The organism is Mesorhizobium sp. M0870 (genome assembly GCF_040319775.1).
Classification (GTDB): domain Bacteria; phylum Pseudomonadota; class Alphaproteobacteria; order Rhizobiales; family Rhizobiaceae; genus Mesorhizobium.
In genome coordinates, this window is the sequence record NZ_JAMYOI010000018.1 from 35,405 (window position 1) to 60,255 (window position 24,851).

Consider the following 24,851-nt stretch of genomic DNA (forward strand, 5'->3'; position numbering starts at 1 on the left):
AGCGGCGTAGTTTTTCCTAATCAAGGCATCGGGCAAATCGAATTTATCGAACCCTACGGTTTGTTATCGTCGCCCCTGGGAGAACAACAAACAGGGGAATGACATGACGACCAAAATTGCAGCGCTCGCCATGGCCGGCGCCATGAGCCTCGCCTTTAGCGTGCCCGCTCTCGCCGAGGGCAGCCTGGCCATCTACGCATGGGCGGATTCCATCTCGCCCGAGATGGTCACGAAATTCGAGAAGGAAACCGGCATAAAGGTCACGGTCGACGCCTTCTCATCCAACGAGGACCTGCTGACCAAGCTGCAGGCCGGCTCGTCGGGCTACGACATCGTCACGCCTTCGCAGCACTTCGTGAAGATCATGATCGATAGCGGGCTGCTCGAGGATTTCGGCGCCAGCTCCATGGCTGCCTACAGCCAAGTCCTGCCGGATTGGCAGAAACCGTGGTGGGATGCGACAGGCAATCATTCGATCCCGCTCGCCTTCGGCAATGCCGGCTACACCGTCAACCGCGACCTCTACAAAGGCCCGGTCGACAGCTGGAAGACCTATTTCGAGCCACCGGCGGAGCTGCGCGGCAAGATCGCCAGCCTGGCGCAGCCCGACGAAGTCATTCCGGCAGCGGAAAACTATCTCGGCATCAAATATTGCAGCGAAGATCCGCAGGAGATGAAGCGCGTGCTCGACCTCTTGCTGGCGCAGAAGCCATTCGTGGCGGCCTATTCCAGCGACAACATCGAAAACCGCATCGGCAGCGGCGAGGTTGCCGCCCATTTCTGGTGGGACGGCAACACCATGAGGCTTCGCCGCAACGACAAGGCCAATGTCGAATACGCGATGCCGAAAGAAGGTCTGGTCGGCTGGCTGGATTCCTATGTCGTGCCGAAGGGCGCGGCCAATATCGAGAACGCCAAGAAGTTCATCGATTTCATGACCCAGATCGACAACGCGACGGCGCAGTACAATTATTACGGCCACTCTTCGCCGGTGAAGATCGACGAGAGCAAGGCGCTCTACAACAAGGAGAACGCTCCGGAGCTGTTCCCGACCGTTCCCGTCAAGATGGGCCAGGCCTGCTCGCCGGCGGCGCAGGAACTCGTCACCAAGGTCTGGACGCAGCTTCTGCAGTGAGCCGCTCAGCCGGGGCGCGCGCCGCCCCGGCATCTCCATTCTCAAAGGGGCTGGCCATGCAGACCGAAAATCTTGACTACGACTACATCGTCATCGGCGCAGGCTCGGCTGGTTGCGTCCTTGCCAATCGCCTGAGCGCCAACCCGTCCCACAAAGTGTGCCTGATCGAAGCCGGCGGCAGCGACAGCGGCCTGCGGGTCAAGGTGCCTGCCGGCATCCTCTCGCTCTACGGCAATCCGAACTATGACTACTGCTATGTCGGCGTGCCTCAGCCCAACCTCAAGGGCCGCAGGATTCCGGTCAATCGCGGCAAGGCATTGGGCGGCTCCAGTTCGATCAACTCGATGGTCTACATCAGGGGCGCCGCGCAGGACTATGACGAGTGGTCGCGACTCGGCTGCGCAGGCTGGGCATTCAGCGACGTGCTTCCCGTCTTCAAGAAGCTCGAGCGCAACCTGCTTGGCCAAGACCCGCACTACCACGGTACAGGCGGGGAACTGCTGGTCGACAAGCCGCGCGATCCGAATGTGCTGTCGTCGATGTTCGTCAAGGCCGGCAACAATGCCGGTCTTCCGGCCAACAGCGACTTCAATGCCGAAAGCCAGTTCGGCCTCGGCATCTACAATGTCACCCAGGATCGCGGCCAGCGCTTCAGCAGTTTCACCGCCTTCATGCGCCCGGTGCTCGATCGCAAGAATCTCACAATCCTCAGCGAATGCGAAGTGATCGACCTCGATATAGCCGAGGGGCGCGCGACAGGGGTACGGGTGCGGCACAAGGGCGAGCAGAAGACGCTGTCGGCCCGCCGCGAAATCGTGCTTTCGGCCGGGGCCATCAATTCACCGAAGATCTTGCTGGCGTCCGGCATCGGCGCAGCCGCCGAGCTGCAGGCGATCGGCATAAAGCCGGTTGTCGATCTGCCGGGCGTGGGCAAGAACCTTCAGGACCATATCGACGGCATGATCACGGTCCGCTCCTCGAGCACGAAGACGCTCGGCCTGTCGCTGCCCAACTTGCCCCGCGTGCTGGCTGCGCCTTTCCGGTACTTTGCCGGCCGCAAGGGCATGCTCACCACCAACTATGTCGAAGCCGGCGGCTTTGCCCGGACGAAGTATGCGAACGGCATTCCCGACATCCAGTTCCACTTCGTGCCCGGCTATCGCAGCCATCGCGGCAGGCTGGTGGAATACGGCCATGGCTACGCAATCCACACCTGCGTGCTCAGGCCCAAAAGCGTCGGCGAACTCAAACTGTCAGGCCAGGCATCGAACCGGGATGTGCTGATCGATCATCGCTTCTTCTCGAACGACGAGGACGCCAGGGTGTTGGTCGAAGGCATCAAGATCGCGCGTCAAATCTTTGCCGCATCCGAGTTCGACCCGATCAGGGGGACGGAGATGCTGCCGGGCAAGGATGTTCGCAGCGATGACGAGATCCTCGCCTATTTGCGTGCCGAAGCGCTCACCGTCTATCATCCGGTGGGGACGTGCAAGATGGGGACCGACGCGATGGCCGTCGTCAACCCAGCAACGCTCAAGGTGCGCGGCATCGGTGGCTTGCGGGTCGCGGATGCGTCCGTGATGCCGAAGCTGATCGGCGGCAACACCAATGCCCCCAGCATGATGATCGGGCAGCGGGCAGCGGAGATGATCCTGGGCCGGGGATAGTTTCTGTAGTGCAACTCCAGGAAAGGCGTACAGCGGCCTTCCTTCAGTAGCCGCGCAAAAACAATGAGTTGGAACGGTTCAGTGAATCAAACAATGAACCGCTACCTTTTGCAGCTGGGCTGCGACGGGCACGCGCGCCGTCGAACTCAAGCGGCTTGATCGTCCCGCTCATCCGCCTCGCCGTTGATCTCGCGCAGCAGCCTTTCGATGTCGGCCTTCGCGAACCGCTGGCGAAACCGACGGTCGAAGGTCGTGAAGATGCCGACGAAGGAGTTGGCGCAGTGCTCCAGCATCGTGTCCGCCTCCTGCGCGGAGATGCCGAGTTGCCCTTGCAGAAAGACGATGAACTTTCGCCGTGCGTCTGGATTTTGGAGCACGACCTTGGCAAGGCCGCCGAGATCGCGGTCGGCATCAATGCAACGGGACGCAAACAAATTGCGCTGCGTGCGCCACACAACGCAAGTTTGAACTGAACCCATCAGCCGATGAACGGCATCGGTCTGGACATCTCGTTCTATTTGCTCGGCGATGGAGTGACATGTCATGCTTGTGGTGACATCTCATGCTGGCGCTCCTTCGGTGGGGCCGCAATTCTGGTGAGGCCTGCTTGCACGTCCTGCATTGTTCCCTAGGGTCTGGCGACTGACGATGGAGGTCCCCGACGAGAAAGTCGATTGCATCGTCATCGGCGCCGGCGTCGTCGGCCTGGCGATTGCGCGGCAGCTGGCGCTCGATGGACGCGAAGTTCTTGTCGTGGAGGCCGAGGACAGCCCCGGGCTGGGCACGTCGAGCCGCAACAGCGAGGTCATCCATGCCGGCATCTACTATCCGAAGGGCAGCCTGAAAGCGCAGCTATGCGTCGAAGGAAAGAACGCGCTTTACCGCTATTGCGAAGCGCGCGGGATTCCGCACAAACGAATCGGCAAGCTGATCGTCGCCGCCAGCGACGCGGAATTGCCGATTCTGGAGGGGATCCGGACCAAGGCCGCGGACAATGGTGTTGCGGACCTGGAGATGCTCAGCCGCTCGGATGTGGAACGCCTTGAGCCTGAACTGGATGTTGCCGGCGCGCTTTTGTCCCCAAGCACGGGGATCGTCGACAGCCGCGCGCTGATGCTGGGGCTACAGGGCGATGCCGAGAATGCCGGTGCCACCTTTGCGTTTCGCGCACCGGTTCTCGGCGGCAGCGTCGACGAAACGGGCTGCGAGCTCCAGGTTGGCGGCGATATGGAAGGCTATAGGATCGCCGCCAATCTCGTCATCAACGCGGCCGGATTGTCAGCCCATCTCATTGCCCGGAGCCTCGCGGGCGGGCATGGCGGCAAAATCCCAGATGTCACCTACGTCAAAGGCAATTATTTTGCGCTTGGACGCCGCCCGTCCTTCAACCATCTTGTTTATCCGGTTCCGGAACCAGGCGGCCTCGGAGTTCACCTGACGCTGGATATGGGCGGATCAGTTCGTTTCGGGCCGGACGTCGAGCCCGTCGATGAGGTCGGCTACGCGGTCGACCCAACCCGGGCCACGCCATTTTACGCGGCCATCCGACGCTATTGGCCGGGGCTGAGGGACGGGGAACTGGAGCCGAGCTATTGCGGGCTGCGGCCTAAAACGAACGGGTTGCAGTTCGGCGATTTCGACATTCTGGCAGATTCGTCCGGACGGCTGATCAGTCTTTTCGGAATCGAGTCACCTGGCCTGACAAGTGCGCTCGCCCTGTCGGATAGGGTTGTCCAACTAGTCAGAACGACGAACTCGTCTTGCCTTAGCCTTTGACCGCTCCAGCGGTCATGGATCCTGATATCTGCCGATACATCACAAGACCCAGCAAGGCGGGCGGCAAGGCGCCCAGCATCATGACCGCGGAAGCGGTTCCCCATTTTACGCCGCCGCCGCTTGCGGCGAAGAAGAAGGACGCGCCGACCGTCATCGGCACGGCACGGCTGGTTGTCAGCATGAGGCCGAAGAGGAACTCGTTCCAGGCAGTGATGAAGCCGAAAATGAAGGTTGTGACGAGCGCCGGTCGGATGACGGGCCGGACAATCATCATCATCACCTGCAAGGAACTTGCGCCATCGACTTTCGCCGCCTCGTCGAGTTCGACCGGTACATCTGAAATCGCGTTCACCAGGATGACGAGCGCAAGCGGCGCGTTGACGATGGTCAGGATGAGCCCGAGCCCGATCCGCGTATCGAGCAGGCCCAGCCACTGGTACATCATGTAAAGTGGGATCGCGAAGATGATCAGCGGCACGGCGCGAAGATTGATGACGATCGGCAGGACCAAGCGCTTTCCCGCCTCGCTACGCGCGATCGCATAGGCAGCCGGGAACGCGAGCACGATCGCAAGGCCGGTTCCGATCAGCGCCGCCACGGTGCTGTTCAGCAGGTAGGCATAGATGTTGAAGCGGCTGGTCTGCGTCAGGACCTCCAGATAGTTGTCGAGCGTCGGCTGGCTGATCCACAAACCGGGGTTCGTCGAAAGCTCGCGCTGGCTTTTGAGCGATGTGATCAGCGTCACGATAATGGGGAAATTCATCGCCAGCACGGCGATGGCAAAAACGATCCAGCGCAGTGCCCTGACCATCGTCAACGCTTCCTGCGGCCGGCAAGCCGGTTAAGGCCGTGGAGAACGATGAACGACGCCAGGAACAGGATAACCGAAGCGGCGACCGCCTTGCCGATAGCCCCTTCCTTGAAGAAGGCCTGGTAGATGTAGATCGACAAGGACGTCGTTGAACCGCCAGCGCCACTGCCGGTCAGCGCATAGACATTGTCGAACACTCGGAAACCGTCGATGAAACGGATGAAAAACGCGATGACCAGCGTCGGCTTCATCAGCGGCAGGTCGATCCACCGAACGATCTCAAACGGTGATGCGCCATCGAGCGAGGAGGCTTCGCGCACGTCGAGCGGTATGGCCGAATAGGCCATGTAGAAGAGCAGGAAGGCGAAAGGCGTCCATTGCAGCGTCTCCACGACGACAAGGGTGCGGAAGGCATTGTCGATGTCGAGGAAGGCCGGGCTGTCGCCGAACCATTCGAAGAGATAGTAGGGGACGGGGCCCGCGAATTCATGCAGCACCAGCCGGTACATGAGACCGACCATGGCCGGCGCGACCATCAGCGGCAGCATCAACGGCGCCATCAGGACTGGACGCTTGCTCAGAAGCGGCGCCAGGAAGATGGCAAGGAAAAGGCCGATCAGACATTCCGCCGATGCGGTAAGAATACCGAAGCACAGAGAGAACCAGGCCGAGCTCCAGAATTCGCGGTCGTTCAACACCGCGACATAGTTACCGAAACCGCTCAACACCGGACTGCGCAACGTCTCGAATGTGACGGTCGAAACGGAATAGATCAGATTGACGATCGCCGGAAAGCCGAGAAACAGAAGCAGGAAGCCGACCAGCGGCGTCAGATACATCCTGCCTTCGGCACGTGTCACAAGGGCCATGTCGATCCGCCAAACGCGCCGGATACCGGGCCTCGGCCCGGCATCCGGCCAATAATTCATTTCTTCAGAAGGTCCTGCATGCCCGCCTTGGTGTGGGCGAGCGCATCCTCGAGGCTCTGCTGGCCGGACCAATAGCCGGTGAACTCCTTTGCCTGCAGCTCATAGACCGGGAGCGCACTCGCGGACGTCGCTCCGGTCATGACATAGCCGTACTTGCTGGCGAATTCGCCGAGCTTGACGAGGTCGGGACGTTCCTTCGCAACCTTGCCGACGACATCGGGAGACAATGCCGGCGAGCCGCCGCTGCGCGCATAGAGCAAGGCCGCATCCTCGGTGGCGAGCCACTTCAGGAACTTGACGGCGCCTTCCTTGTTCTTGGCGTTCTTGTTGAGGCCCAAACCAAGGCCGTGGATATGATCGGCGCGTCCGTCGGGACCTGTTGGCGGCGCGACGATCCCGGTCATCTCGGCGACGGCCGGGGATTTTTCGGTGCTGGTCAGATCCGCCGCCGCGGCATTCCACTGCAGCGCTGTTGCGGCCTGGCCGGATGCGAAGGCCGCGTTGGTTTCAGCATATTCGTAGCTAAGCGAATCCTTGGGCGAAGACCCGGCATCATAGAGCTTCTTGTAGAGCTCGAGGCCTGTCCTGTAGGCATCGGAATCCACCGTGACATTGCCGTCCTTGTCCATCCAGTCGCCGCCGTAGGAGCGCGGCAGCGACTGGAAGACCATCATGTTGAACAGCAGGTTCTTCATCTGCAGGACCGTGCCGTAGCGCACCGGGCTGTCGGGGTTCACCCGCTTGGTGAAATAGAGGGCGGTGGCCCCCCAGTCGTCCCAGGTCCAGCTGTCCGGGTCTTTCGGCTGCAGCGGCTTGCCGAGATACTTCTGGGCGATTTCACCATAGGTCTTCCTGGCGGCGTCATCCCTGATCAAGGCGTCGATGAGATCCTTGCGGTAGTACATGAAGTGCAACGAAAGGTCTGTCGGCACGCCGTATTGCTTGCCGTCGAACTGCATCGTCTTGAGAACGGATTCGCCGAAAACCTTGGCCGCGTCCGCGCCAAGATCGATCGGCTCCATATAGGGCGCGTAGCGACCGAGCGAGTAGGTGGCGACGAGGTTCACGTCGAAGGCACTGGATCCGGCCGCCATGTCGGCCTGCAGCTTGTCGTAAAAGCCTTCGCGGTTGAAGAACAGCAACTCCACCTTGTCGGCATCACTGGCCTGCGTGTTGTAGGTTTCCACGGTTGCCCGCAGTGCGGTTTCCTCGGAGCCGCCAGGCCAGCCGAGCACGGTCACGGTTGCGTTGGCAGAGGTCGGCAAAGCCGTCCCCGCAAGGAGGGTGGCCATAAGCGCAAAAGACGTCCTGCTCAATTTCATGATCGTTCCCTTCTTTTTTGATGATTTTTGCATGACATGATCGGGCGCGCCGTTACCTTGCCCATTCGGCAAGATCGGCAACACCGATGACGCCGGCGTGGCCTCCGAGCTTCGCCGCTACGAGATCGGGGGAAAGGCGCGGCGGGACCTCGCTCAGATGTGCGCGCACCCGGTCGAGATAGCCTTCTGCAAGACCGATGCTGCCGCCGATGACGATCAATTTGGGATCGAACATCATCTGAATGTCCCGGCACAGCGTCGCGACCCGCGAGGCGCTCTGCGAGACGATGGCGCCGGCCCAGGCCTCGCCCTTCAGCGCACGCCTGAACACATCGACGGCATCGGCCTTGAAGCCGGCCTTGAGGGCTTGCGAAGCGATCCAGCGGCCGGAGGTGCCGTCCTCGAGCGGAGCCCGGTCTTCAGACAGACTACGGATCAGACCGAAGTGACCGGCAAGACCGGACAGCAATCGGCCGTTGCAAACGATGCCGCCGCCAATTCCGGTCGAGATGGTTAGAAAGACGATGTCGCGACCTTGCCCGGCGCCGAATTTGTATTCGCCCCAGGCAGCTGCCTGGGCATCGTTGACCGCACAGACCGGCTTGCCGAAAACAGAGGACGCCCTTTCGACCAGCGGGTAGCCGTCGGGAATGCCGAGGGTTGCCGGATTCAACGCCGACCAGCGTCCATCCTCTACCAATCCGGTCACCGCAATGCCGATACGACTGAAGCGGCTCGACCAGGCCGACGTGCTTTGCGCCAAGGATGCAAGCCAGGCGTCGGGTCCAGCCTCTCGCGCGGTCGGCACGATCATGTCCTCGATCACCTTGCCGCCGCTGACCAGCGCGGCCATGGTCTTGGTTCCCCCGATGTCGATGCCCAGAACGGTTGGGCCCAGGACACTTGTGCCAAGGGCGGTTTGCGCGCCCCTCGCCACATAGGCGTCGGAAAGCGCCTGATGGAACCATGAGGTGACGTGCTCGGTACGGGTGATCGCCGAGCCGACAACCACGGCACAGGCGCCGGCGCGCGCGGCGGCAGCCGCCTGCTCAGGCGACCGGATACGCCCTTCAGCAATGACGTAGGGGGTCAGGGTTCGCATTTGAGCAATGAGGGCGATGTCCGGATCCTCCGGCTCCGGCCCACCGACATAGCCGGAAAGCGTCGTGCCGACGAAATCGACACCCGCGGCAAGGGCCCGGCGCGCATCGTCAAGGCAAGAGCAATCGGCCATGGTCAGCTTGTTCCTGGCCTTGACGGCTTTCACAAGCGCTTCGACAGGAACGGGACGGACACGGTCCGTCGCATCGAAAGCGATGATATCGGCGCCCGCCTCTGCCAAGGCCTCGATATCGGCCAGATAGGGTGTGATGCGCACCGGGCTGTCGGTGAGATCCCGCTTGACGATACCGATGATCGGCACGCGGACGGCCAGGCGTGCGGCCGCGACATAGAACACGGATTCGATGCGCAGGGCCTTGGCTCCGGCTTCAACAGCGGCCCTGGCAAAGCCTGTCACGAATTGCGCACTATCCATCGGGCCGCCGGGAACCGGCTGGCAGGACACGATGAGACTGTTGGTGATGTCTTCCCGCTGCACGTCGGCACTCCCTGTCGCCATCACGATAAATGGAAAATACCAGATTACAACCAGTTCATAACTGGTATTATCTTTGCAGCTCGAAGACGAAATCGTAGACGTCGCCCTTGTATCGTGTCTCGCAGTATTCGACGATTTGTCCGTCGGCGAGAAAGCAGCGGCGCTCGGTCATCAGCAGCGGTGCGCCCGGCTCGCAATGAAGATGTTTCGCATCCTCCAGCGACGCGCCGCGCGAGCGCATGCGCTGGACTGCCCTCTGAGGCAGGAAGCCGCGTGCATCAAGCGCTTCATAAAGGGAATCCTGAACCATCTCGGGCGAAGGAAGGAAGCGAACCGGCACGGCCGAGACCTCGACGGCGATCGGCGCGCCATCGGCCGTCCTCACACGACGCATGCGAACTACATTGGTATTGCCTGCAATACCCAAGGCCATCATTTCGGCTGGGGATGGGCGGCTTATCTGCTTGGAAAGCCATAGACATCCAGGCTTCAGGCCGCGCGCCAGAATGTCCTCCGAAAAGCTCGTCAGCGTCGAAAGCGATTTCTCGACCCGCGACCCGATCTCGGTTTTGGAACCGTGCCGGCGATTGAGCTGCCCTTCCTCTTCGAGCAGCGCCAGGGCCTTTCTCACAGTGACTCGCGAGATCGACAGGGCTTCCGCCAGAACCCGCTCGCCTGGCAGAACCGCGCCGGCCTTCAATGCATTGGAGCGGATCGCTGCCTCGATCGCCGATTTCAACCGCCTGTAAAGCGGCACATCGGACGCTGTCGCTTCCATTTCCCGACTGACAAGCCCGATCAGGTTCACGGTTGTCATTGCCTTTCCTCCGCGCGAGAAGCACCCTGGATCGGAACATTCCTGACTGGACCTATACTGGTATTACCAATCCGGTGCAAACGGCCAGCGGACGGTGCTTCGTCCGCGCCCCCGGCCCACCACGATCCCTCAGCGAACCCGCGGTGACAACTTCATGGAGATGCGATCGCAGGCCGCGCGCAGGACCTCCAGAGTAAAGGCATGGCGGCTTTCACGCGTATGGCGATTGATATAGGCGACGATAATGGAGGCGACGGCGCTGCCGTCCGGTCCGATGACCGGACAGCAGATATCGGTGATGCCGACGAAGTCGCGGCTTTCGCGCATCCAGTAGCCGTCCGCGCGGATGATCCGAAGCTGCTTTTCCAGCGCGTCACGATCCAGCGGCGCCGGGGAGTGCGCCTCACTTTCATCGATCATCCGCGCCGCGACCTTTGACGGCTGGAAGGCAAGTATCACATGGCCGGAGGTCGCGTCGGTGGCCAGGCGGCCGTATCCAAGACGTAGCGTGAACGCCATGTCCTCGCCCCCGGGAACGGCCGCGGTTACGACGGTCAAGCCGTGATTGAAGACGACCAGGTGCGGCGACTGATTTGAGTCCCCCGCAATCCGCGTCAGTTCGGGCATGGCGGCGGACATGAGATCCTGAGCGCTCGGCGTGTGCAGCCCCAGCTTGAAAAGCTTGTCGGTCAACGAATAGGCGTCGGTCTCGGCGTTGCGCTCGATGTATTGACGTTCCTGCAGCGCGATCAGCATTCGGAATATCTCATTCTTCGAACGGCCGAGGCCTTCCGCGATCTCCTTCATCGTCAAGGGTGCCCGCGCTTCCGCCAGCAGTTCCAGAACATCCAGGCCCTTGCTCAGCGCCGGGGCCGAATAGGTCGGTTTGCCACTCTCTTTTGCGTCATCTGACATTCGAAGAATCCCCGGTGGTCCGCGCACGATAGAGATAAGAAATCGGAATTGCCATTGGTTTTATATCCAAACTTGACACCATATATAAAACTGACATGATGGCCGGACAATGAATTCGAGGCCGACCCGATGACCGTACCGAGACCTGCAAACACTGTGCGCGCAACCATCGCTCCCCGGAACAACAGTGTTTACACGTCGGTCGATTTCGATCGCGAGGGCAAGCAGATCGGCTTCTTCCATGTGCCCCAATCGCCGCACGACGATGCCTGGGGCACGGTCCGCGTTCCGCTCGCCGTCATCAAGAACGGAGACGGTCCGACGGTCCTGATCGAGGGCGGCAACCACGGCGATGAATATGAGGGGCCGATCGCGCTCGGCGAGCTTCTGCGCGAGATCGATTCACGGGATATTGCCGGTCGCATCATTGCGATTCCGGCCATCAACATTCGGGCTGTCGAGGCCGGCACCCGCACCTCCCCGGTCGACGGGTTGAATTTCAACCGCAGTTTCCCGGGCGATTTCAACGGCACGCTGACAAGCCAGATCGCGGCCTATGTGCATGACATCCTGTTTCCGAAGGCCGACTACTTCCTGGATCTCCATTCCGGCGGTTCGTCCCTGATGATCTTGCCGAGCGCAATCATTGAGCCATCCCCGACCGCGCAAGGGCATCGCAAGAACATCAGGGCGACGCTCGCCTTCGGGGCGCCGACCGTTGTCATGGTCGACAATCTCGGTGAAACCCGGACTTCGACCGCGTCCGCCAACCACCAAGGGCTGATCGTTATCGGCAGTGAGATGGCCGGCGGCGGCCTTGTCAGTCCGGATGCGCTGGCCATCTGCCGCAGGGGCATCCGCAATGTGCTGAAACATGCAGGCGTCCTGAAAGGCGCGCCTGACATCGCCCCTGGCGCCAACGCGCGCGTGCTCAAGGTGCCCGGAAGCGAAGGCTATCTGCTTTCCGAGGAGGACGGTGTCTTCGAGCCCTTGAGCCCGCTCGGCAGTGCCGTCAGCAAAGGCGACCTTGCCGGACGCATTCACTTCCTCCACACGCCGTCACGCGCGCCCATCGATCTCCTTCACCCCATCGACGGCATCGTTTTCGCCAAGCGTCAGCCCGGCCGCGTGCGTCCGGGGAATTGCTGCTTCGTGCTTGCCAACGAATATCCGGAGGCACTGACCGATGAGCCATGAGGACATCATTGCGGCTGCCCGGCGCATTGCCCCCTTCATACGGCGCACCCCGGTCGTCAAGCTCGACCATGCCACGGGCGCAAACCTTCAAAATGATGTCTATCTGAAACTGGAATGCCTCCAGGTAAGCGGCTCCTTCAAGATTCGGGGCGCCACGAACCGGGTTAAAACGCTCGAGCCAAGCCGGATCGAAAACGGACTGATCGCCGCATCCGGTGGCAATCACGGCCTGGCCACCGCCTATGTGGCTGCCCAGGCCGGCGTTCCCGCCACCATTTACCTGCCGAACAATGCAAGCCCGCTGAAGGCGGAAAAGCTGCGCAAATGGGGCGCTGACGTTCGCTTCGCAGGCAATGTCTGGGATGAAGCGCATGAGGCGGCATCGGCCGAGGCAAAGGCGCGCGGCGCCTTCTACATGCATCCATTCGCCGATGCGCAGATCGTGTCCGGTCAGGGAACCGTGGCGCTGGAGATGGTCGAACAGATTCCCGATGCCGACATCTATATCGTCGCGATCGGCGGTGGCGGCCTTATCAGTGGCATGTCCGAAGTCCTGAAGCACGTCAAACCTGAAGCCAGGATCATCGGTGTCGAGCCGACCGGTTCACCGACCCTTCACGCCTCCCTGGCTGCCGGCCGTGTCGTTCGCTTGCCCGAGATAACGACGAAGGTGGCGACCATGGCCTGCGGCCGCACGGATGAAAGCATCTACGCGATCGTCGCCAAGCACGTCGACGATATCGTCCTTGTCGAGGATGCGGACATGCAGAAGGCCGCTGAATTGCTCTGGTTCGAATTCGGCATCGCCGCCGACCTCAGCGGCGCGGCATCGCTGGCCGCGTTGACGAGCGGAGCTTTCAAGCCACCGCGCGGCGCCCGCATCGCCGGACTTGTCTGCGGCGCCGGTGTCGAGGGCCTGAATGGCTGAGGTCGAGCAAGGCCGGTCCACGCAGGGCGCGGCCCTGACATGGATACGGCACGAGTGCCGCGGAATACCGCCGGAATGCCTGTCGCTGGGACGGTCGTCGTGCGGGACATGAAAAAGAGGCGAAGAATCGCCCTGTCGCAACAAGAGGAGAACTGAAACATGCGCCTTTCCTTGAAAGCATCCATTGCTCTGCTCGCACTCGCCACCGCGACGCCCTCGCTTGCCGCGGAAAAGGTTCTTGGGCTTGCGGCAATCGACCTGCAGAATTCCTTCTTTGTCCGCATGAAGGAAGCGGGCGACGTGGCTGCCGCCGACTATGGGGTGAAATCCACCTGGCAGAGCGCCGAGGGCAGTCTGGAAAAACAGGTCAGCATCATCGAGAATTTCATCAATCAGGGCGTCAGCGCGATCCTGATCGATCCGATCGACAAGAACGCGGTCATTCCGGTCATCCAGAAAGCCACCGCCGCCGGCATTCCGGTGATCACCATGGGCAACAAGGTCGAGGCCGGCTCGAACTACTCGACGCTCTATCCGGACTACGACAACATGTCGATGGTTGCCCGCGCGCTCGGCAAGTCGCTTGGCGGCAAGGGCGAAGTCGCCCTGCTCGTCGGTTCGCGTGGTAACTTCGTGTCCGACACGCGCGAAAAAGGCTTTGTCGAAACCCTGAAAAAGGAGTTTCCGGATATCAAGGTTGTCGGCATCGAGCCGACCGGCTGGGACGCAGCCAAGGCAACCAATGCCGCCCAGACCTGGCTCACCACCTATCCGGATCTGAAGGCCATCGGCTGCATCTCCGACAGCCTTTGCCTGGCCGCCGATTCCGTTGCCAGCTCGATGGGAACCCAGCTGCTCTACGGCGGCTATGACGGCGACGCCGAGATGAAGCCGCTGATCGACGACGGCAAGATGGTGATGGACGTGCTGACCGGCGCCTATCGTGTCGGCTACTGGAACATCGCCGTTGCCGCTCGCCTGGCCAACGGCGAAAAGCTGCCGCAGGATCTCTACATGCCGACCTATTTCGTGACCTCGGATGCGACGGCGGCAAAGCTCAAGGCGGATGGCCTCACCTTCGAATACATCAACACCGACAAGGAGGCGGTGGAAGCCAAGAACTATACCGAGCAACTCGGTCCCAAGGTTCCGGCGACCGCCATGACCCTGGCAAAGTAACAGCCTAAAGCGGCTCAAGCGCCGGATGACATATCATCCGGCGTCCCCTTTTCCTGACGATCGCCGTCGCCGCTTCCGTGGTGACCGCGCATGATGCTCGATAAGAGGACCGCCCCATGTTCCAGTCCTGGACCTCTCCGTTACTGCGGCGCAACGAACCGGTTCTCATCGCGGTGCTGCTGGTCGCCATCGCCGTCTTCGGCTGGATCGATCCGCGTTTTCTGTCGACCGGCAATCTTGTCAGTATCGCGCAGCAGAGTGCGGTCATCGCCCTCATCTCTTTTGCCATGACGGCCGTGATCATAGCGCGCGGCATTGATATTTCCGTCGGCAGCAATCTTGCCTGTTCCGGCATCGCCGCGGGCCTTGCCTACACGGCAACCGGCTCGGCGAGCTTGAGCCTTCTCGCCGCGATCGGTGGCGGTGCCGCAATCGGTCTGCTCAATGGAGCGCTGATCGGCTTTGCCGGCATCTCCCCATTCATCGCAACGCTCGCCACCATGGCGTTTGCGCGCGGCCTGGCGCTCAGTCTCTCCGGCGCATCGAGCATCGCGGTCGCCGATCCGGTCCTGCTTTTCGCGGGACGCGAGACGATCGGCCTCCTGCCGGTCTCCGTCATCATCGCCGCCATCTGCCTGGGCCTCTGGTGGTTCGTGCTCAATCGCACGGTGTACGGGCGCTGGATCTATGCGGTCGGCGGCAATGCGGGAGCAGCGCGGGCCTCACTGGTTCCCGTCGACCTCGTGCGCATCTCCGTCTACCTGATTGCCGGCGCAACGGCCGGGCTCGGCGCGATCCTCACCATCGGCCGCCTTGGTTCGGCACAGCCGCTTGCCGGCACCGGGCTTGAATTTACAGCCATCACAGCCGCCATCATCGGCGGCACGAAACTGTCCGGCGGCCAGGGCTCCATCTGGGGAACGGCGATCGGGGCGCTGCTGCTGGGCGTCATCAACACCGGCCTGTCCTTCCTGCAGGTACCACAGATCCTGATCTACTTCGTGACCGCGAGCCTCATTCTGGTGGCCGTTCTCACCAGCCAGCCGGAGAGTGTCGCCGCCCTGTTCAAAACCAGTGGCCGCAAGTCCACCCCGTCGCCCCGCAACACCGCCGCAACACCGGTCGGCAAACACAGCATCGCCTTGCGCGGGCTTGGCAAGTCTTTTCCGGGCGTCAAGGCACTCGACGGTGTCAGCTTTGCCGTCTCGGCCGGCGAGGTGGTAGGACTTGCCGGCGAGAACGGGGCCGGAAAATCGACGCTGGTGAAGTGCATTTCCGGTCTGCATCGTCCGGACGAGGGTGAGATCGTCATCGACGGCAACGCCGTCCAGTTCCACTCCCCCAGCGACGCCAAGGGCATCAGCGTCATCCATCAGCATTTCAGCCTTTCGCCGGACCTGACGGTGGCGGAGAATCTCTTCATCGGCCGCGAACCGCATACCCGCCTGGGATTTCTCGACCGGGCCCGGATGCGGCGCGATGCGAAATCCATCATGGACGAGCTGTCGCTCGATATCGACATTGGCGCGGAGCTGCGAACGCTTTCCGTCGGGCACCGGCAGATGGTGGAAATTGCCCGTGCCGTTCTGTCCGATGCCTGGTTCTTCATCATGGACGAGCCGACCAGCGCGCTCTCCAACCGCGAGCGCGACCAGCTCTACGACCTGATCGACAGGCTGAGAGCTCGCGGCGCCGGCATCCTCTACATCTCGCACAAGATGGAAGAGATCTTCAGCCAGTGCGACCGCGTCGTCGTTCTGCGTGACGGACGGTTCATCGGCGAGCGCCAGACCCGCCAGACCAACGAGGCCGAGATCGTCTCCATGATGGTCGGGCGCGATGTCGGCGACATCTTCCCCTATCTCGAAGCGCAAGTCGGCGAAACCGCGATCGAGATCAGCAACATCTCCGATGGCAAGCTCTTGAAGTCGGCCACGCTCAGCGTGTGCAGGGGCGAAATCGTCGCGCTCGCCGGCCTGATGGGAAGCGGCCGCTCCGAGGTGCTCAGGCTGATTGCCGGCCTCGAGACCATGCATGGCGGCACGCTCAGAATTTTCGGCGGGCAGCAGACCGGCGGCGACACCAAGGCCGCCAATCGCGCCGGCATCGTCTACATACCCGAAGACCGGCATCTGGAAGGCTTCGTCGGCACGATGTCGATCAGGGACAATCTGTCCCTCGCCTGGATTCGCGATAACAGTCACTTCGGCCTGCTGAGACCTCGCCGCATCCTGGCACTCGCCCGCGATCTCATCGGCTCACTCGGCGTGCGGCCGGCCCAGCCCGACAAGATGACCATCGAGCTTTCGGGCGGCAATCAGCAGAAGGTCGTCATCGGCAAATGGCTTGCCACTAAGCCGAAGATCATCCTGCTCGACGAGCCGACACGCGGCGTCGACGTCGGCGCAAAATCCGAACTCCATCACCTAATCGCAAGATTGAAGGCCGAGGGCGCGGCGATCCTCATGGTGTCGAGCGAGTTGCCCGAGGTTCTCGGCGTTGCCGACCGCATCGTCGTCATGCGCGAAGGCCACTCTGTCGGCACGCTGGCTCGTGGGGCGACGGAAGAAGACGTGATGACGCTGGCCTTCGGTGATCGCACGATCACACCACAAGCTTGCGCACCCCGGCCAGCATCCAACCTTGCACCATGCCTGTAAGGAGAAACCCTTTGAGCAAGCTGAAAATCGCCATCGTCGGTGCCGGCTACATGGGTCTCCTGCATGCGCAGGTGGTTGCCGCGAGTCCTGTCGCCGAACTGTCGGCATTCGTTGATCCGAATGCTGCCACGGGGAGCAAGGCCGCGTCGGATTTCGGTGCCCGGTATTTCCGCGATGCCACCACCGCGCTGACCGCCAATGCCGCCGACGCCTATATCGTGGCGGCACCCGACACGCTGCATGAAGACGTCTGCCGCATTCTGCTCGATGCCGGCAAGCCGGTGCTGCTCGAAAAGCCGATGGCTCATGATCTGTCCCCTGCCAAGGCGATCGCGAAAGCAGCGGAGAGAAGCGGCGCACGCCTGTTGGTCGGCCACATCCTGCGGTTCGACCCTCGCTATTGCGAGGCCGCGGCAGCGGTAAGATCCGGGCGGATCGGCGAGCCGATCCACGGCAGCAGCGGCCGTTTCACCAGTCGCGAAGTCGGTCTTCGCATGAACGGAAATTCGAGCGTCTGCTTCTACCTCGGCGTGCATGACGTGGATGCGCTGCAATGGATCTCGGGTTCGGACATCATCGCCGTCTACTCCCGGCCCGTCGCCAAGCTCATGCCTTCGCTCGGAGTTAGATCCGAAGATGCGATCTTCTCCACCGTCGAGTTGTCGAACGGAATGAGCGGACAGCTCTATTTCGGCTGGACGCTGCCACCGACCGTTCCGACCGGCATCTGGGCACGCACGGAAATCATCGGCACCGAAGGCATGATCGACCTCGACGTGCGCGACCACGGTCTACGCATCCTGTCGCATGGACAGTGGTCGCAACCCGACGCCCTGCACTGGCCGACCGTCAATGGCCGTATCACCGGGGATCTCTTCGAGGAGGTCCACCATTTCATTTCGGCGGTTCGCGACGATACCCCTTTCGTGATGCCGGTTGGCGACGCCCTGCGCGCCGTCGCCGTCAATGATGCAATCCTGCGCAGCGTCAAATCAGGCCTGCGCGAACCGGTCGAAGACTGGCACATCCGATGAGAGAACCCTCATGACCCGCCAACAGAACATCTGGTGCAGGCGCTTTCTCGACCTCTCGCCGTTGATCCTGCTGGTCATCCTGCTGGCGATCTTCGCGCTCATCGACGCCCGCATCGTTTCAACCGCCAGCCTCATCAACATCGTCGCCCAGGCGACCCCGATCGCCATCCTGGCGCTTGGGGCTCTGATCGTTCTGCTGACGGCGGGCATCGACCTGTCCGCCGGCGTCGGCGTCGCCTTCTGCGCCGTCTTCATCGCCAGCCTGATCGACGGCGGCGCCGGCCTGCCGCTTGCCTTGCTCGTCGGCTTTGCCGTGATGGTGGTGATCGGCCTCGCGAACGGCGCCGTTATCGCACTGTTGAAGATACCGCCCTTCGTGACGACACTGGCCACAATGGTCGCGCTGCAGGGCTCAACGCTTGCCGTTGCCTCCAAAGGCGTCCTGATGCTGAAGGATCCGACGCTTCGCGCGGTCGGCATTGAGCGCAGCTTTGGCATTCCCAATGTCATCTTCGCAACGCTCCTGATCGTTGCCGTAGCAGCAATCCTGATGCGGCACAGCCGTTTCGGGCTGCGTACCTATGCGCTCGGGTCGGATGCCGGAGCCGCGGAACTTGCCGGCATCCCGGTGACGAAACACACGATCCTCGTCTATTGCGCCTCCAGCATCTTCGTCTTCCTGACGGCCGTGATCATGATCAGCCGGGTGCCTGTCGTGACGCCCAATATCGGCGGTACCTCGCTGCTTCTGGACGCGATCGCCGCTGCCGTGCTTGGAGGCACCAGTATCTTCGGCGGACGGGGAACGGTGTGGGGGGCGGTCGTCGGCGCCCTGATCGTCAGTCTGCTGACAACTGCGCTTCGGGTGTTCGGCACGGATCCTTCCAGCCTCGAACTCTACAAGGGTGCAATCATCATGGTCGCTCTCCTGGCCGATTCCGGCATGACTTACGCCAAGGCGCGGCTCGTCGAGGCAGCACGATGAGCGAGCCAGTTCCGGCCTTGCCGATCCCGCCCAGGTCCAGCTTTGCGCTGATGACCTCGCCGGATACGGAAAGACACGCGACAGCCGGCGTGCATAAACCCGTCGTCATTCTGCCGCTCGGGGCTGTCGAGCAACATGGCCCGCATCTGCCTCTCGGCGTCGATTGCTGGCTTGCGGAAGCAGTCGCTCTCGCCGCGGCGGAAGGACAGGCTTCCATGCGTGTCGCCGAACCTTTCGCCTATGGCTCGTCCGAGCATCATCGCTCCTTCTCCGGCACGATGAGCCTCAGTCCGCGGACCTTCATCGCCGTGCTCGTCGATCTCTGCACCTGCCTTGCCGAAGACGGCTTCCTGCCGGTCATGCTGAACGGCCATGGCGGAAACCGCGCCGCCATCCAGGTGGCGATCACCACCCTTGGCCAGCGTGGCATCGTCACCGCGGGTTTCTCGTATTTCGATCTCATCGCCGACGTGGCGGCGGAGGCCCTGCCCGATGCCGCCACGGGCACCGGTCACGCTTGCGCGCTTGAAACCTCGTTGATGATGCATGTGCTTGGCGACGGCGTTCGCCGCGATCTCATCCCACCAGGAGGCACCCCGCCATCCTGGCCGGATCCTCACCTTTACGCGGCGCCGGCCGTCACCGTCTGGCGCCGTTTCGAAGCCATCCGCGACAACGGCGTCATCGGCACGCCATCGCAGGCGAGCGCTTCGGCCGGCAGCAGACTTTTCATCGCAGCCGTGGAACGCAGCCGCGCCGCCATTTTGAACATCCAATCCGAATTCGGCCAAAGGAACGCATGATGACAGTCCATTTCAAATCTTCTCTCGAAGGCCCCAACCTGCGCGGCATGGCGATCGTCTCGGAGCCGGAAGCAGCCGCCCGCATCGGCATCAACCGCATCGGCGGCGAGTGGATTGCCGGCAGCTCGGGCAAATTCCTGAAAATCGACAGTCCTTCGACGGGCGAGCATCTCGGCTATCTCTCCCTTTCCACCCGCGCCGATGTCGGTCGCGCGGTGAAAGCCGCCGAAGGCGCACGCGAGACCATGCGCAAGATGGGAACCTTCGCGCGCGCTCAACTATGCATGCGCATTGCCGACGCGATCGACAGGCGCGCCGAGGAGCTTGCGCGCCTGCTCTGCCTGGAACAGGGTAAGCCGTTCCACAGCGAAGCAAAGGCCGAAGCGTCGGCGGCGGCTCTCGGCTTCCGCAATGCGGCAGAACAGATGAAGTGGCTGGAGACGGCGGCGTTTCCGCTTGCCGATGCCAACAAGCGCGCCTTCAGCTTCCTGCAGCCGAAGGGCGTCTTTGCCATCATCACACCCTGGAATTTCCCGCTCGCCCTGCCCTGCCTCTACTATCTCGGACCGGCCGTCGCAACGGGCAACACCGTCGTCTGGGTGCCCGCGCCGACGACGTCGCTGATTGCCACTGCACTTGTCGAATGCTTCATCGAGGCGGGCCTGCCGGACGGCGCCATCAATCTCGTTCTGGGTGACGGTGCGGAGGTGGGCGACGAGGCGGTCGTTCATCCGGGCACCCATGCCATCGGCTTCACCGGCAGTTCCGCCACCGGCGCGACGATCGCCCGGCGTGGCGCGGGCAAGCCGCTTCTGCTCGAAATGGGCGGCAACGGTCCGACCATCGTGCTGGCCGATGCCGATATCGACATGGCTGCCGCCCAGGTCGGGGCCGGCTGCTTTGCCAATGCCGGGCAGATCTGCACGGCCACCGAACGCGTGCTGGTGCATAAATCCGTCCATGACCGTTTCATCGAAGGTCTCGTGAAAGCGGCCGCGAAGGTGAAAATGGGCGACCCTTTCGATCCCGCGACGACGATGGGTCCGATCAACAATGCGGTGGCCGTCGACAAGGTGCTCAGCCACATCGCGGACGCCCGCGCGCGCGGCGCCGAGATCGTCACCGGCGGCAATGTGGCAGCGGGCTTTGCCACCAATCTCTATTTCGAGCCGTCGATCGTCACAGGACTGACCCGGGAAAGCCTGCTCAATGTCGAGGAATCCTTCGGGCCGATCGCACCCGTGTTGACCTTCGAGACCGACGGGGAGGCGATGGAACTTGCGGCGTCCAGCCCCTACGGCCTGTCGGCCGCGGTCTTCACCAGCACCATCAAGAACGCCTTTGCCTTTGCTGAAAGCCTGAAGGTCGGCATCGTCAACATCAACGAGATGAGCTGCTATTGGGAGCCGCATATTCCTGCCGGCGGCGCCGCCGGGACGCAGAGCGGCCTCGGTCGCACCGGTGGGCGGCACACGCTGATGGAAATGTGCGACCTGAAGACGATTACCGTGGATGTCACTCGCTGACATTCAAGGCCCGCGCCTTTTTGCGCGGGCCTGCCCTCGCGACCATATGCAGTTCGGCAGAGAGCTGTCAGGTGGACCGGCGCAGGCTGTCGGCCATTTTCTCGCCAATCATGATCGAGGTGAGATTGGTGTTTGCCTGGCAATCGAGCGGCATGATCGACGCATCGATAACCCGCAATCCTTCCAAACCGTAGACCCGGCATTCCGGATCGACCACGGCCTCGCCGGGCCCCCCCATGCAACAGCCTCCGATCCCATGCTGCGCATCGGAAGACTGCGCCAGCAGGAAATTGTCGACCTCCTCGTCGCTTGCCGTTTCGAGCCATGACAAAGGCAGATCGGAATCCCCCAGCAGGACGCGCTCGGCGATCGCCTGGATCGGCGCCTGCCGGGCAATCTCGCCAAGGTGGCGATAGGCGATACGCATGCGCTGGAGATCCATTGGATCGTCCAGCATGTTCTCTTCCACGATCGGCTGGTCGAAAGGGTTGGCGGAACGCAGTTGCACGGTGCCGCGGCTCTTGGCCTCCATCAGGATCAGATTGACCATGGCCTCGCCGAACTGGGCGCTGTCGGACTCCACGCCGATACCGCCATGGTTCATGGCGACGTAGAGAATGTCGTCGCGCTCGGCACCCGGCACGCCGGAACTCATCCGCACACAGCAGTTGGTATGCCGCGCGTCGACATCGGTCGCCTTGAATTCCGGCTTCAGCTTCAGTTCGATGCGGCAATAAGGATGGTCGAAGAAACCTTCGCCGACCGGCAGGTCGGCAAGCACCTCGATGTCCTTTCGTTTCAAGAGAGCCGCCGGACCGATGCCCGAGCGCTGCAGGATGGCCGGAGAGTGGATGGCGCCGGCCGAGACGATAACCAGCGGCGTCTCGAATTTGCGAACCTGACCGGCCACGATGGCCAAAACGCCGATCGCTTTCTTGCCATCGAAAAGCACCTTGTCCACCGTCGCCTGCCCGATGATGGTGAGGTTCGGCCGGTCGCGGGCAGCTTCCAGATAGCCGTCATTGACCGACACGCGCTTGCCGGCTCGACTGTTGATGGGATAGGTGCAAGCCCCTTCGGCATCCGGAGCATTGAGATCGTCATGCCAGGGATGGCCGAGAGCCATCGCGCTTTGGCGCATGGCCTTGTCGACGCTTCCCCAGCTTTCGACAGGCGCGCGGTAGATCGGAATCGGGCCGCCGCTGCCGTGAAAATTGGCCGCGATCGGGTCGTCCTCCAGGCGGCAGAAGAAGGGCAGCACATCCGCTCCCGACCAGCCCTTGCATCCGATTTGCTCCCAGCGGTCGAATGCATTGAGCACGCCGCGAATGGCAATCTGCCCATTGACGGCCGTCGAACCGCCAAGCCCCTTGCCGCGCCAGTAGACCCGATGCTCCTGCCGCTTGGTGCGGCGAGCCATCAGGTCGGGATACATGTATTGTTGCTGAAAATGATCGGGAAGCAGCAGGTTGAAGGGATTTGGGCTCGCCATCTCGGCAGGTTGCTCGCCGCTCCGGTAGTCCGGCCCCGCTTCCAGCAAAAGCACGGTCGTGGCCGCATCTTCGGTGAGCCGGGCGGCAAGAACAGCCCCGGCTGCGCCGGCTCCGACAACGATGACATCAAACGGCATGCCGTACTCCCCGGATCCGACCAATGCACGGCTGGCTCGACCGCGACATCATGTTGATTTCATTTGTGCACGATCATCTGCTGGCATTCAGGCTCAGCGATATACGCCGGAACCAACCACCTTAGCGTTGCACGACTGCAAGATCATCATGATTTGTTTTATATGTAAATATGATTTCGTATATGAACCCATCGGAAGGGTTTCTTTTCACCATCTGCTCTATATCGCGCGAAGAACCCCGGTGCTCTCCGTCCCCTGCCGGCGGTTCTCACACCGTCATCATCCATCGCCTTTTGACAGCGATCGGTTTTCGACAAAAGCGGTGTTTGGCGTGCTGCCCTTCCGAGTCGCGCCCAGGGAACAACTGCTTCCATGGAAAGTTAGTCCATGGCTACACCGCCGGTGAGCTTTCACGACAATCCAGGGAGACAAATCATGGCGACTGCAAAAAGAGCGACGACAAAGGGACTGGAGGCTTTGTTCCTCGATGGGCTGAAGGACATTTACTACGCTGAAAAGAAGATACTCAAAGCCTTGCCGAAGATGGCAAAGGGCGCCGAATCCGAGGAGGTGGCCGCGGCCTTTGAGAAACATCGCATGGAAACCGAAGGCCAGGTCGATCGGCTCGAGCAAGTGTTCGAACTTATGGACAAACCGGCCCGCGGCAAGACCTGTCCGGCGATCGACGGCATTCTTGAGGAAGGGTCGGAAATTCTCGACGAATACAAGGGTGACCCGGCGCTGGATGCAGGGCTGGTCGGCGCGGCACAGGCCGTCGAGCATTATGAAATCGCGCGCTATGGCACGTTGGTCGCGTGGGCTGAACAGCTTGGCAAGAGCGACGTGGTCAAGCTCCTCAACGAGACATTGAAAGAGGAGGTCGCGACGGACGAAGCGCTTTCCGGGCTGGGCGAAGGCGGTGTCAATGAGCGCGCCCTGGAGCAAGCTGCCTGACTGGTTGTGCCCGGCGCCAAAGCCGCCGGGCGACTTCGCGACCCGGCCTCTTCGTCGGTACCCCTTCAGATGCAATCAGACCCACCCCTACTTCGGGGTGGGTCTGCTGAAATCAACCGCGATCAGCGGTTCTTGTGGCTTTGTTCGCCAGCTTTCACGTGCTGTTCGTGGGTTCCACCACGCATGCCGGATCCATCGCCCTGCTGCCGTTGACCACCACCAGCGGCCTGCTGTTGCTGACGGTTTTTATTGTCGGCGTTCTTGTGGCTCTGCTGGCCTGCCTTCACATGCTGTTCGTGACTACCACCTTGATTGGGCATTCTTCTTCTCCTTCAAAATCCACGAGGCGACAACCGCCTCGATTGCCTAAGAAGAGTCAGGCGCGAACGTTCCCTCACGTAACATTTTGTGAAGACCACAAAGCCCGCGGCGTTCGAAGGCGCCTGAGATGGCTGTCGGATTTATTTCTTGGCGTTGGCAACGAGTTCATCTTGGCCGTGACCGACGTTGCCGGCGGGTCTCATGCCTGTGCCCACCCAGGAGGAAAATGCATGTCATTCCGATCCGAGAGATTTACAACCGCTTTGACGTATAGCGAGGATGATAGAGCGCAGGCCGCCGCAGCGCTCTATAATACAACATCGCACAGACCGGGATCGACGACCGAGCTGTCATCGGAGCGGAGCTTTGCGACCACTCAGGAAGAGTCTTGGGCGGGCTTTGGGGCAGAACGGAGCTCGGGCTCCTGTTTCTCGACATGTTCTTCCTGCCTGAGCAGTTGCGTGGCCAATCCTTTGGCTCACAACTTCTCAGGACTGTCGAGGAAGAAGCCATCCGGCGTGGCTGTAAGAAGGCCGTCGTGGAGACGAGCAGTTTCCAGGCACCGGTATTCTACATGCGCCATGGTTTCGAGGAATTTGGCAAAGTCGAATTCGGGATCCCTGGACATGCCCGCATCTTCCTTCGGAAAGATCTGCTGTGAA

General features: G+C 61.8%; 22 protein-coding genes. 14 read left to right on the forward strand and 8 right to left on the reverse strand.

The genetic code is table 11. From position 1 onward, the window contains the following. Positions 1-103 precede the first annotated feature (103 nt). The 4 genes from NKH97_RS21305 (at position 104) to NKH97_RS21320 (ending at position 4,578) form a co-directional block, all read left to right on the forward strand. Entirely contained in the window at positions 104-1,135 is a 1,032-nt protein-coding gene (locus tag NKH97_RS21305; protein ID WP_023809436.1) for an extracellular solute-binding protein, read from the forward strand. Between the two features lie 56 nt (positions 1,136-1,191). Then, positions 1,192-2,802 (forward strand): GMC family oxidoreductase, encoded by a 1,611-nt coding sequence (locus NKH97_RS21310; protein ID WP_352798723.1) that lies wholly within the window; start codon positions 1,192-1,194, stop codon positions 2,800-2,802. A 155-nt stretch (positions 2,803-2,957) separates the two neighbouring features. Then, positions 2,958-3,275 (forward strand): hypothetical protein, encoded by a 318-nt coding sequence (locus NKH97_RS21315; RefSeq protein ID WP_352798724.1) that lies wholly within the window; start codon positions 2,958-2,960, stop codon positions 3,273-3,275. A 175-nt stretch (positions 3,276-3,450) separates the two neighbouring features. Next, positions 3,451-4,578: an NAD(P)/FAD-dependent oxidoreductase gene (locus NKH97_RS21320; RefSeq protein WP_352798725.1), complete on the forward strand. Its 1,128-nt coding sequence runs from the start codon at positions 3,451-3,453 to the stop codon at positions 4,576-4,578. On the opposite strand, the gene NKH97_RS21325 is transcribed toward NKH97_RS21320, so the two are convergent. From NKH97_RS21325 to NKH97_RS21350, 6 genes are all read right to left on the reverse strand, one after another. Further along, entirely contained in the window at positions 4,568-5,389 is an 822-nt protein-coding gene (locus NKH97_RS21325) for a carbohydrate ABC transporter permease (RefSeq protein WP_127321544.1), read from the reverse strand. The two genes, NKH97_RS21320 and NKH97_RS21325, sit on opposite strands and share 11 nt — an antisense overlap. A gap of 2 nt (positions 5,390-5,391) precedes the next feature. Beyond that, positions 5,392-6,258, reverse strand: a complete 867-nt coding sequence (locus NKH97_RS21330; RefSeq protein WP_352798726.1) for a carbohydrate ABC transporter permease — start codon at positions 6,256-6,258, stop codon at positions 5,392-5,394. A gap of 56 nt (positions 6,259-6,314) precedes the next feature. Continuing rightward, positions 6,315-7,610: an extracellular solute-binding protein gene (locus tag NKH97_RS21335; protein WP_352798727.1), complete on the reverse strand. Its 1,296-nt coding sequence runs from the start codon at positions 7,608-7,610 to the stop codon at positions 6,315-6,317. A gap of 82 nt (positions 7,611-7,692) precedes the next feature. After that, on the reverse strand, positions 7,693-9,261 hold the full coding sequence (locus NKH97_RS21340; protein WP_031212571.1) for a putative N-acetylmannosamine-6-phosphate 2-epimerase: 1,569 nt from the start codon (positions 9,259-9,261) through the stop codon (positions 7,693-7,695). A 46-nt stretch (positions 9,262-9,307) separates the two neighbouring features. Further along, a complete protein-coding gene (locus NKH97_RS21345; protein WP_023809444.1) occupies positions 9,308-10,057 on the reverse strand; it encodes a GntR family transcriptional regulator in 750 nt (249 codons plus the stop codon). Between the two features lie 129 nt (positions 10,058-10,186). Then, positions 10,187-10,972 carry an IclR family transcriptional regulator gene (locus NKH97_RS21350; RefSeq protein ID WP_023809445.1) on the reverse strand — a complete coding sequence of 262 codons (786 nt, stop codon included), beginning with the start codon at positions 10,970-10,972 and terminating at the stop codon, positions 10,187-10,189. 129 nt (positions 10,973-11,101) lie between these two features. Between NKH97_RS21350 and NKH97_RS21355 the strand changes: the two genes are divergently transcribed. The 8 genes from NKH97_RS21355 to NKH97_RS21390 all read left to right on the forward strand — a co-directional run bounded on the left by NKH97_RS21355 (position 11,102) and on the right by NKH97_RS21390 (position 21,284). Next, positions 11,102-12,169 (forward strand): succinylglutamate desuccinylase/aspartoacylase family protein, encoded by a 1,068-nt coding sequence (locus NKH97_RS21355; RefSeq protein WP_050592648.1) that lies wholly within the window; start codon positions 11,102-11,104, stop codon positions 12,167-12,169. After that, positions 12,159-13,097: a threonine ammonia-lyase gene (locus tag NKH97_RS21360; RefSeq protein ID WP_023809447.1), complete on the forward strand. Its 939-nt coding sequence runs from the start codon at positions 12,159-12,161 to the stop codon at positions 13,095-13,097. The genes NKH97_RS21355 and NKH97_RS21360 overlap by 11 nt, the downstream gene beginning before the upstream one ends. A 159-nt stretch (positions 13,098-13,256) precedes the next feature. Further along, positions 13,257-14,276 carry a sugar ABC transporter substrate-binding protein gene (locus NKH97_RS21365; RefSeq protein ID WP_023809448.1) on the forward strand — a complete coding sequence of 340 codons (1,020 nt, stop codon included), beginning with the start codon at positions 13,257-13,259 and terminating at the stop codon, positions 14,274-14,276. A gap of 116 nt (positions 14,277-14,392) precedes the next feature. Continuing rightward, complete coding sequence (locus NKH97_RS21370) at positions 14,393-16,936, forward strand: ATP-binding cassette domain-containing protein (RefSeq protein WP_352551557.1); 2,544 nt, start codon at positions 14,393-14,395, stop codon at positions 16,934-16,936. A gap of 11 nt (positions 16,937-16,947) precedes the next feature. Then, the gene (locus tag NKH97_RS21375) at positions 16,948-17,970 is read left to right on the forward strand and encodes a Gfo/Idh/MocA family protein (protein WP_352551558.1); all 1,023 of its coding nucleotides are present in this window, start codon (positions 16,948-16,950) and stop codon (positions 17,968-17,970) included. Between the two features lie 10 nt (positions 17,971-17,980). Continuing rightward, the gene (locus tag NKH97_RS21380) at positions 17,981-18,955 is read left to right on the forward strand and encodes an ABC transporter permease (RefSeq protein WP_352798728.1); all 975 of its coding nucleotides are present in this window, start codon (positions 17,981-17,983) and stop codon (positions 18,953-18,955) included. Beyond that, positions 18,952-19,758 (forward strand): creatininase family protein, encoded by an 807-nt coding sequence (locus NKH97_RS21385; protein ID WP_352753518.1) that lies wholly within the window; start codon positions 18,952-18,954, stop codon positions 19,756-19,758. The genes NKH97_RS21380 and NKH97_RS21385 overlap by 4 nt, the downstream gene beginning before the upstream one ends. After that, positions 19,758-21,284, forward strand: a complete 1,527-nt coding sequence (locus NKH97_RS21390) for an aldehyde dehydrogenase family protein (protein WP_031212579.1) — start codon at positions 19,758-19,760, stop codon at positions 21,282-21,284. Before NKH97_RS21385 ends, NKH97_RS21390 begins: the two co-directional genes overlap by 1 nt. Positions 21,285-21,351: 67 nt before the next feature. Here NKH97_RS21390 and NKH97_RS21395 read toward each other — a convergent pair whose 3' ends face one another. Next, the gene (locus tag NKH97_RS21395; RefSeq protein ID WP_023809454.1) at positions 21,352-22,914 is read right to left on the reverse strand and encodes a GMC family oxidoreductase; all 1,563 of its coding nucleotides are present in this window, start codon (positions 22,912-22,914) and stop codon (positions 21,352-21,354) included. Between the two features lie 435 nt (positions 22,915-23,349). On the opposite strand from NKH97_RS21395, the gene NKH97_RS21400 reads away from it, so the two are divergent. After that, on the forward strand, positions 23,350-23,868 hold the full coding sequence (locus NKH97_RS21400; protein ID WP_013530428.1) for a YciE/YciF ferroxidase family protein: 519 nt from the start codon (positions 23,350-23,352) through the stop codon (positions 23,866-23,868). 122 nt (positions 23,869-23,990) lie between these two features. On the opposite strand, the gene NKH97_RS21405 is transcribed toward NKH97_RS21400, so the two are convergent. Beyond that, on the reverse strand, positions 23,991-24,188 hold the full coding sequence (locus NKH97_RS21405; protein ID WP_013530427.1) for a hypothetical protein: 198 nt from the start codon (positions 24,186-24,188) through the stop codon (positions 23,991-23,993). A gap of 389 nt (positions 24,189-24,577) precedes the next feature. Between NKH97_RS21405 and NKH97_RS21410 the strand changes: the two genes are divergently transcribed. Next, entirely contained in the window at positions 24,578-24,850 is a 273-nt protein-coding gene (locus NKH97_RS21410; RefSeq protein ID WP_352798729.1) for a GNAT family N-acetyltransferase, read from the forward strand. The last annotated feature ends 1 nt before the right edge of the window (position 24,851 follow it).

Bases quoted from the DNA above. Each gene is read 5' to 3' on its own strand.
- NKH97_RS21305 (WP_023809436.1), top strand. From the start codon at position 104: ATGACGACCAAAATTGCAGCGCTCGCCATGGCCGGCGCCATGAGCCTC.
- NKH97_RS21310 (WP_352798723.1), top strand. From the start codon at position 1,192: ATGCAGACCGAAAATCTTGACTACGACTACATCGTCATCGGCGCAGGC.
- NKH97_RS21320 (WP_352798725.1), top strand. From the start codon at position 3,451: ATGGAGGTCCCCGACGAGAAAGTCGATTGCATCGTCATCGGCGCCGGC.
- NKH97_RS21325 (WP_127321544.1), bottom strand. From the start codon at position 5,389: ATGGTCAGGGCACTGCGCTGGATCGTTTTTGCCATCGCCGTGCTGGCG.
- NKH97_RS21330 (WP_352798726.1), bottom strand. From the start codon at position 6,258: ATGGCCCTTGTGACACGTGCCGAAGGCAGGATGTATCTGACGCCGCTG.
- NKH97_RS21335 (WP_352798727.1), bottom strand. From the start codon at position 7,610: ATGGCCACCCTCCTTGCGGGGACGGCTTTGCCGACCTCTGCCAACGCA.
- NKH97_RS21340 (WP_031212571.1), bottom strand. From the start codon at position 9,261: ATGGCGACAGGGAGTGCCGACGTGCAGCGGGAAGACATCACCAACAGT.
- NKH97_RS21345 (WP_023809444.1), bottom strand. From the start codon at position 10,057: ATGACAACCGTGAACCTGATCGGGCTTGTCAGTCGGGAAATGGAAGCG.
- NKH97_RS21350 (WP_023809445.1), bottom strand. From the start codon at position 10,972: ATGTCAGATGACGCAAAAGAGAGTGGCAAACCGACCTATTCGGCCCCG.
- NKH97_RS21355 (WP_050592648.1), top strand. From the start codon at position 11,102: ATGACCGTACCGAGACCTGCAAACACTGTGCGCGCAACCATCGCTCCC.
- NKH97_RS21360 (WP_023809447.1), top strand. From the start codon at position 12,159: ATGAGCCATGAGGACATCATTGCGGCTGCCCGGCGCATTGCCCCCTTC.
- NKH97_RS21365 (WP_023809448.1), top strand. From the start codon at position 13,257: ATGCGCCTTTCCTTGAAAGCATCCATTGCTCTGCTCGCACTCGCCACC.
- NKH97_RS21370 (WP_352551557.1), top strand. From the start codon at position 14,393: ATGTTCCAGTCCTGGACCTCTCCGTTACTGCGGCGCAACGAACCGGTT.
- NKH97_RS21380 (WP_352798728.1), top strand. From the start codon at position 17,981: ATGACCCGCCAACAGAACATCTGGTGCAGGCGCTTTCTCGACCTCTCG.
- NKH97_RS21385 (WP_352753518.1), top strand. From the start codon at position 18,952: ATGAGCGAGCCAGTTCCGGCCTTGCCGATCCCGCCCAGGTCCAGCTTT.
- NKH97_RS21390 (WP_031212579.1), top strand. From the start codon at position 19,758: ATGACAGTCCATTTCAAATCTTCTCTCGAAGGCCCCAACCTGCGCGGC.
- NKH97_RS21395 (WP_023809454.1), bottom strand. From the start codon at position 22,914: ATGCCGTTTGATGTCATCGTTGTCGGAGCCGGCGCAGCCGGGGCTGTT.
- NKH97_RS21400 (WP_013530428.1), top strand. From the start codon at position 23,350: ATGGCGACTGCAAAAAGAGCGACGACAAAGGGACTGGAGGCTTTGTTC.
- NKH97_RS21405 (WP_013530427.1), bottom strand. From the start codon at position 24,188: ATGCCCAATCAAGGTGGTAGTCACGAACAGCATGTGAAGGCAGGCCAG.